General features: G+C 70.1%; 9 protein-coding genes. 6 read left to right on the top strand and 3 right to left on the bottom strand.

Annotation, left to right across the window (positions count from 1 at the left end; genetic code table 11):
* The first annotated feature begins 273 nt into the window (after nt 1-273).
* On the top strand, nt 274-1,305 hold the full coding sequence (locus tag AC4PMY_RS14215) for a LacI family DNA-binding transcriptional regulator (protein ID WP_491623037.1): 1,032 nt from the start codon (nt 274-276) through the stop codon (nt 1,303-1,305).
* Between the two features lie 18 nt (nt 1,306-1,323).
* Here the strand turns inward: AC4PMY_RS14215 and AC4PMY_RS14210 are convergent, their stop codons facing one another.
* Both AC4PMY_RS14210 and AC4PMY_RS14205 read right to left on the bottom strand, forming a co-directional pair.
* Nucleotides 1,324-1,755 carry a type II toxin-antitoxin system VapC family toxin gene (locus AC4PMY_RS14210; RefSeq protein ID WP_491623036.1) on the bottom strand — a complete coding sequence of 144 codons (432 nt, stop codon included), beginning with the start codon at nt 1,753-1,755 and terminating at the stop codon, nt 1,324-1,326.
* Nucleotides 1,752-2,078, bottom strand: a complete 327-nt coding sequence (locus AC4PMY_RS14205) for a FitA-like ribbon-helix-helix domain-containing protein (protein WP_491623035.1) — start codon at nt 2,076-2,078, stop codon at nt 1,752-1,754. The genes AC4PMY_RS14210 and AC4PMY_RS14205 overlap by 4 nt, the downstream gene beginning before the upstream one ends.
* 262 nt (nt 2,079-2,340) lie before the next feature.
* On the opposite strand from AC4PMY_RS14205, the gene AC4PMY_RS14200 reads away from it, so the two are divergent.
* From AC4PMY_RS14200 to AC4PMY_RS14185, 4 genes are all read left to right on the top strand, one after another.
* Nucleotides 2,341-3,270, top strand: a complete 930-nt coding sequence (locus tag AC4PMY_RS14200) for a C40 family peptidase (protein ID WP_491623034.1) — start codon at nt 2,341-2,343, stop codon at nt 3,268-3,270.
* Between the two features lie 92 nt (nt 3,271-3,362).
* Nucleotides 3,363-4,682 carry a carboxylesterase family protein gene (locus AC4PMY_RS14195; RefSeq protein ID WP_491623033.1) on the top strand — a complete coding sequence of 440 codons (1,320 nt, stop codon included), beginning with the start codon at nt 3,363-3,365 and terminating at the stop codon, nt 4,680-4,682.
* A 107-nt stretch (nt 4,683-4,789) separates the two neighbouring features.
* Nucleotides 4,790-5,053 carry a type II toxin-antitoxin system Phd/YefM family antitoxin gene (locus AC4PMY_RS14190; RefSeq protein WP_064295726.1) on the top strand — a complete coding sequence of 88 codons (264 nt, stop codon included), beginning with the start codon at nt 4,790-4,792 and terminating at the stop codon, nt 5,051-5,053.
* An 8-nt stretch (nt 5,054-5,061) separates the two neighbouring features.
* Nucleotides 5,062-5,313: a type II toxin-antitoxin system RelE family toxin gene (locus AC4PMY_RS14185; protein ID WP_217634977.1), complete on the top strand. Its 252-nt coding sequence runs from the start codon at nt 5,062-5,064 to the stop codon at nt 5,311-5,313.
* Here the strand turns inward: AC4PMY_RS14185 and AC4PMY_RS14180 are convergent.
* On the bottom strand, nt 5,301-5,888 hold the full coding sequence (locus AC4PMY_RS14180; protein WP_491623032.1) for a TetR/AcrR family transcriptional regulator: 588 nt from the start codon (nt 5,886-5,888) through the stop codon (nt 5,301-5,303). The genes AC4PMY_RS14185 and AC4PMY_RS14180 overlap by 13 nt on opposite strands.
* Before the next feature lie 44 nt (nt 5,889-5,932).
* On the opposite strand from AC4PMY_RS14180, the gene AC4PMY_RS14175 reads away from it, so the two are divergent.
* Nucleotides 5,933-6,286, top strand: a complete 354-nt coding sequence (locus tag AC4PMY_RS14175; protein ID WP_491623031.1) for a DUF952 domain-containing protein — start codon at nt 5,933-5,935, stop codon at nt 6,284-6,286.
* Nucleotides 6,287-6,293 lie beyond the last annotated feature (7 nt).

Raw genomic sequence — 6,293 nt, 5'->3', positions numbered from 1 at the left:
GCCTGTTCTCAGGAGTCGCCCGGTGTGTCGGGGGCGGGCGGGGGCGCCGCGCCGGGGAACTCCTGAGTTGGGGGCGGATGTGGGTGGGTGGCCTGTTCTCAGGAGTCGCCCGGTGTGTCGGGGGCGGGCGGGGGCGCCGCGCCGGAGAACTCCTGAGTCGGGGACGGAGACGACCGGGGACAGCCGACTGCGCGGGCGCGAGGAGGCCCTGCGTGCAACAATGAGCCAGCCCGTCCGGCGTCACCCGGCGGGCCCGACAGGCGAAGGGGAGCCGTGAGCGCGAGCGTGAAGGACGTCGCGGCGAGAGCCGGCGTCTCGGTCGGGACCGTCTCCAACGTGCTGAACCGCCCCGAGAAGGTCTCGCCCGTCACGGTCGACCGCGTCCACGCGGCGATCGACGAGCTCGGCTTCGTCCGGAACGACGCGGCCCGCCAGCTCCGGGCTGGTCGCAGCCGCAGTGTCGGCCTCGTCGTGCTCGACGTCGGCAACCCGTTCTTCACCGACGTCGCCCGCGGCGCCGAGGATCGAGCCGATGCCGAGGGATGGTCGGTCCTCCTCGGCAACAGCGACGAGAGCATCGACCGCGAGCGCGCCTACCTCGACCTCTTCGAGGAGCAGCGGGTCGCCGGCGTCCTGATCACGCCGCTCGGCGACGATCTCACCCGGCTCGGCCGGCTGCGCGACCGCGGGACGCCGACGGTCCTCGTCGACCGGCAGACCGATGACACGAGCTTCTCATCGGTCGCCGTCGACGACGTCGCGGGCGGACGGCTCGCGGTCGAGCACCTCATCGGACTCGGACGGCGTCGCATCGCGGTCGTGGGTGGTCCGTCTTCGCTCCGTCAGGTCGTCGATCGGCTCGCCGGTGCGCGCCAGGCGGTCGATGCAGCCGCGGCAGGTGGTGCCGAGGTCTCCCTCGAGGTCGTGGAGACCACCGCGTTGACGGTGCTGCAGGGACGTTCCGCGGGCGAGACCATCCGGAACCGTCCTCGCGACGAGTGGCCCGACGCGGTGTTCGCGGCCAACGACCTCCTCGCGATGGGGGTCCTGCAGGCGTTCAGCATGCTCGGTTCGGTGCGCGTGCCGGACGACATCGCGCTGATCGGGTACGACGACATCGACTTCGCGTCGGCGGCGGTCGTCCCACTGTCGTCGATCCGTCAGCCGAGCGCGCTCATCGGCCACACCGCCGTCGAGCTCCTGCTCCGTGAGGCGGACGCGGGCGCTCGACGCGTGCCCGAGCAGATCGTCTTCCAACCGGAGCTCGTCGTCCGGCAATCGACGGTCGGCGTCGACCCGGCCTGAGTCTGGTGCCACCCTGCGTCATGCCGGGTGGTCGGGGACCCACGGGTCGATGAGGCGGAGACCGACACCCGCGAAGTCGCGCGTGTTCCGCGTCGCGAGCGCGGCGTCGGAGGATCTCGCGATGGCCGCGATGATCGCATCCTGAGGTCCCATCGGGTTGCCGGAGCGGCGTCGCGTCGTCATGAGCTCCGCGTAGTCGAGCGCGGCTTCCGCAGAAAAGGGGAGGACGCGCCCTGCGAAGTCGGCATCGAGCACGGTCGCCACGGCCCCGACGAGCGTCGATCGGCGAGCGCCTGCAGGGAGGCGCAGGGCTCCTTCGAGGAGCTCGGCAGCGGTCATCGCCGTGAGGTGGAGGGCGGCCTCGTCCTGCCGATCGAGCCACCGGACCACCGTCGGGTCGGGCCGTGGTCTGAACAGTTCCGAGACGACGTTCGTGTCGAGGATGATCACCTCGGGGTCTGGTCATCCGTGTCGGCGCTCGCAGCGTCCTCGAACGGATTCGGTCGGACGGTCGTGGTGCGCTCGGGCAGTTCGATGACGAGTTCACCGTCGAGGTGGAGGTCGACGAAGCGCTGACGAATACGCTCCGCCAGCCCGGGTCGGTCGATGTCTGCGGCCGAGGCGGCGCGGAGGTCTTCAGGCGTCGTCGTCCTGACAGCCGCGGCGAGGATCGCCCGGATCTCCGCTTCCATGGATCGTCCGTGCAAGGCGCCGAGCTGTTGCAGACCGCGCTTCGTGTCGTCGTCGAGATTGCGGACGGTCACTGTGGGCATGTCGTCACCTCTCGTGGAAATGGAGTGCTAGCACGATGCTAGCAGGACAGTGGGTCCGGCTTCATCGGTCCTCCACAGGCCACGCCGAGCGGAGGTTCCTTTCAGGGAGGCCCACGTAGGGTGGCCGTTTCGCCTTCCTCGGATCGGGCAACCGGTCGACCGCGGTCATCGAGGGACGGCTCTGCCGAGGCGATGCTGCACCCACCGAGCATGAACCGAGCGCGCCCCCGACGCGACCGAGACCCAGGACGGTACCCCGCACATGACCAGCACCACCCCTGCGCGCGCCCTCGAGCGCCGCGACCCGAACACTCCGGCCGCAACCCCCGCGGCCCCCGGTCGGACCGGCGGCCGCCACGTGGCCCTCAGCCCGCGGGCCGCCCGTCGCGCGGCTCGCCTCGAGGACGCCAGCTGGACCGCCTCCGCCGAGGAGGAGCGACGTCACGTCGACCTCGTGCCCGCCAAGCGGCCCTCGGCCCTGCGCGCCAAGAGCTCCTTCGCGAAGCGCGCCAAGCCGTTCGCCACGTTCGGCGTCATGACGCTCGCAACCGGGCTCTTCGTGTCGGTGTCACTGCCGGCGGCCGCTGCCGGCGTCGACGTCGATGCGGCCACCGGTGGCGCGATCCCGTCTGCGGCGACGATGCAGTCGGTGTCGTACTCCGTGCCGTCGGCCGCAACCGATGTGCCCTTCGTGCGCGACGGCTACGGCGCGACCAGCCAGGAGGAGGTCGACGCCGCCTCGGCCGCCGCCGCAGCTGCCGCAGCCGAGGCGGCCGCGAGTGCATCCGCCGCCTCCTCGTCGTCCGCGTCGGCTTCGGCGGGACGCACCTACGCGGCCCCAGCCGTCGCCCGATCCGGCGAGGCGATCCTCGCCTACGCGGCGCAGTTCGTCGGCGTCGTCCCCTACGGCAACGGCAACGACCCGTCCGACAGCTTCGCCTGCGACGGCTACGTGCAGTACGTCTTCGCGGCGTTCGGTGTGTCCCTGCCTCGCGGTGCCGGTGCGCAGGCCGCATCGGGCGTGCAGATCTCGGCGTCGGAGGCCGTCGCCGGTGACCTGCTCTACTGGCCGGAAGGTCACATCGCGATCTACGACGGCGCGGGCGGCATGTACGACTCTCCCGACTGGGGTCGCTACGTCCAGCACCGTCTGACGATCTGGGGAGATCCGGTCTACATCCGCATCCCGTAGGCCGAGCGCTGAGTCGCCCAGAACGGTGCGTTTTCACCGCAAATACGCACAATTCCGGGCAACTCAGCCGGAGCGACGGATACCGTGGAGCGATGAGTGACGCACGCAGCTTCGAGACCTCCCTCGGCACGATCCTGGGGCGGGTCGACGGCGCGGTGGTGCGAGCTCGCGGCATCCCGTACGCGCGTGCTGGTCGCTTCGAGGTGCCGGAGTCGACCGGTCTTCCCGTCGGCTCCGACCGCGAACCGCTGCCGTTCCGGGCCTTCGAGCGGGCGCCTGCTTCACCGCAGCGCTCCTCGCGGGTGCTCGAGGCCGTCCTCGAGGGCGCCGGTGAGGGAATGGTCGACTCCGAGGACTGCCAGGCGCTCTCGATCACGATCCCTGCGGACGCCCGGCCGGACGAGTCGCTGCCGGTGATGGTGTGGATCCACGGTGGTGCCTACGTGACGGGTGCCGGCGACCTCGACGTCTACGATCCGATCAGCCTGGTCGTCGAGCAGCGGGTCATCGTGGTGTCGGTCACGTACCGGCTCGGGATCCTCGGCTTCCTCGGTGACGGTGAGACGCTGCCGGCGAACCTCGGCCTGCTGGACCTCGTCCTCGCGCTCCGGCGGATCCACGAGCACATCGGCGCGTTCGGTGGCGATCCGGCGTCGGTCACGCTGTTCGGGCAGTCGGCGGGCGGCGATGCGATCGCACACCTCATGATCAGCGACGGCACCGCGGGGCTCTTCCAGCGCGCCATCATCCAGAGCGCGCCCCTCGGCATCAGCAGTGGGCGCGCCAAGATGGCGAGCGCGATGATGCGAGCGGCGGGCAGCCCGACACGGGACACGCCGGTGGTCGAGTTGCTGGCGCTCGAGGAGCGGGTGGAGCGAGCCGCTCGTCGGTTCGGACTGCGCGGAGGCATGGCGTTCGGCACCCAGTACGGTCACGAGCCGCTTCCGGCGGAGGCCGACCGCGACGCCGCCTGGCGTGAGGCGGCGTCGCGCATCGACGTGCTCATCGGCTCGACGACGGAGGAGACCCGGCTGTACGTGCCGCTCATTCCGGCCTTCGCCCGCATGACCTCGGCGCCGCTCGTCGGTGACCCCATCCGGCGGGCGCTCGTCGGCGCGACCACGCACGTGACCTACACCCGCGACGCCCGGAAGTTCGTCGAACGGCATCGCGCGTCGGCGGTCGAGCGACGCGGTACGAGCTCAGCTGGGCGCCGCCCGGTAGTCCTTACGGAGCGTCCCATGTCACCGATCTGCCGCTTCTCCTCGGGACCGAACGATCGTGGAGCCGGACGGCGCTCATCGGCTCGGCGACCTGGGAGGAGGTCGATCGACGCGGACGTTTCCTGCGTCAGATGTGGGCCGACTTCGCGCGTGACGGCGTCCTGGCCGCCGACGCGACCGCAGGCCTGAGCGACGTGGTGACGCTTGACCGCTGAGCGTACTTCCGGACGCTGATGCCCTGAATACCCCATCTGTGAACAAATGTAATTGTGTACACAGTTTGATACCATGGTGCGATGAACACGATCACCCACTCCCTCTCGACGCGAGATCTTCGTGAAGGCCTCGCAGACGTCTTCGGGCGGGTCGGCTATGCGCACGAGCGGATCGGTGTGACGAGGCACGGGAAGCTCGCCGCGGTGGTCATCAGTGTCGAGGACCTCGAACTGCTGGAGTCCTTCGAGGCGGCACGAGACGAGGCGGAGTTCCGGGCGGCTCGGGCTGAAGACGACGGAACCCGCGTTTCACTCGACGAGCTGCGCGCCGAGCTCGACGCTTGACGAGGTACGTGGTCGAGTTCACCTCCGCTGCCGCTCGTGAGTTCAGGAAACTCGATCCCCAATTGCGGCGACGGCTGCTCCTCGCCATCGGTGAGCTGGAGGCTGATCCTCGACCGACTGGTGTGCGCAAGCTGGTTGGGTTCGAGAACGCATGGCGGATTCGGGTCGGCGATTATCGCGTCCTCTACGAAATCCTGGATGGTGTCGTGCTGGTGACCGTGTTCCGGATCGCGCACCGTCGCGAGGTCTACGACCGCTGAGCGCGCGGTGGGTGGCTCCTCCTGGAGACCAGTGCCAGGCACGCGCGGGCGTGCGCCCGTGCTGCATCCGGCGTCGGCGCAGCGGCCAGGCCGAGCAGCCTGCGTCGATGCGGTTCGCCGAGGAGCAGGGTGTAGAGCTGCTCCGCCCGCTCGCCGACGTGGCCGGAGAGGAACGCGATCGAGCGGGCCGGGCCGGCCGCGTAGAAACCGGCGGCGACCTCGGGGAAGCGCGGAGACTCCGCGATCACGAGTCGGTGCAGCGCGACCGAGACGTCCGAGTGCAGTGCGATGACCAGTCGGGTAGCCGCGTCCTCGAGAGGCTCCGCCTCGGAGCCTGGCTCGTCGGCTGCGAGGAGGTACCCGTGCTGGCGTTCGACCGCCGCGGTCAGCACGCCGGCGAGGTCACCGAACCAGGTGTAGATGGTCCGCTTCGTCACGCCGGCGTCGGCGGCGATCGCCTCGATCGTCGTCCCGCCGTACCCGTGCTCGGTGAACCGGCGGATGGCGGCGTCGAGGATCGCGTCGCGGCGGCGGTCGCGTTCGGCTGCCGTCGGGCGACCACGTCTCGATTCCATGCTCTAATGATACGGTAACGTCTCATTAAATGGAGAGGGTGGAGATGACGAAGATCCTGCATGTCGCGATCGTCGACGACTGGGAGGCCAGTCGGCCGTTCGGCGAGTACGAGGTGTCGACGCGAGCCGTGCCGTTCGTCGACGCCGGCTTCGTCCACGCGACGACCGCCGACCGGCTGCCCGAAGTGCTCGAGCGCGTCTACGGATCGCTCCAGCTGCCGCTCGTGCTCATCGTGCTCGACGTGGAGGAGCTGCAGGCAGCGGGCATCGAGGTGGTTCTGGAACCGGAACCGCGCGTGCTCGCACCCCTCCCGACCGCCGGGTCGGCCGTCGTCACCGAGCTGCCGCTGGAGCGAGACGGCTCGGGTGCCTGGCAGTCGCCGCAGACGTTGCCCTAACCTTCAG

This window comes from Plantibacter sp. MDV22-iso1, assembly GCF_058408345.1.
Note: the sequence above shows the minus strand (reverse complement) of the source record. Positions and strands in the feature narration are given on the sequence as shown.

Excerpts from the sequence above, each read along its gene's own strand:
- AC4PMY_RS14175 (WP_491623031.1), top strand. The coding sequence starts at position 5,933 with ATGACGAAGATCCTGCATGTCGCGATCGTCGACGACTGGGAGGCCAGT.
- AC4PMY_RS14195 (WP_491623033.1), top strand. The coding sequence starts at position 3,363 with ATGAGTGACGCACGCAGCTTCGAGACCTCCCTCGGCACGATCCTGGGG.
- AC4PMY_RS14180 (WP_491623032.1), bottom strand. The coding sequence starts at position 5,888 with ATGGAATCGAGACGTGGTCGCCCGACGGCAGCCGAACGCGACCGCCGC.
- AC4PMY_RS14205 (WP_491623035.1), bottom strand. The coding sequence starts at position 2,078 with ATGCCCACAGTGACCGTCCGCAATCTCGACGACGACACGAAGCGCGGT.
- AC4PMY_RS14200 (WP_491623034.1), top strand. The coding sequence starts at position 2,341 with ATGACCAGCACCACCCCTGCGCGCGCCCTCGAGCGCCGCGACCCGAAC.
- AC4PMY_RS14190 (WP_064295726.1), top strand. The coding sequence starts at position 4,790 with ATGAACACGATCACCCACTCCCTCTCGACGCGAGATCTTCGTGAAGGC.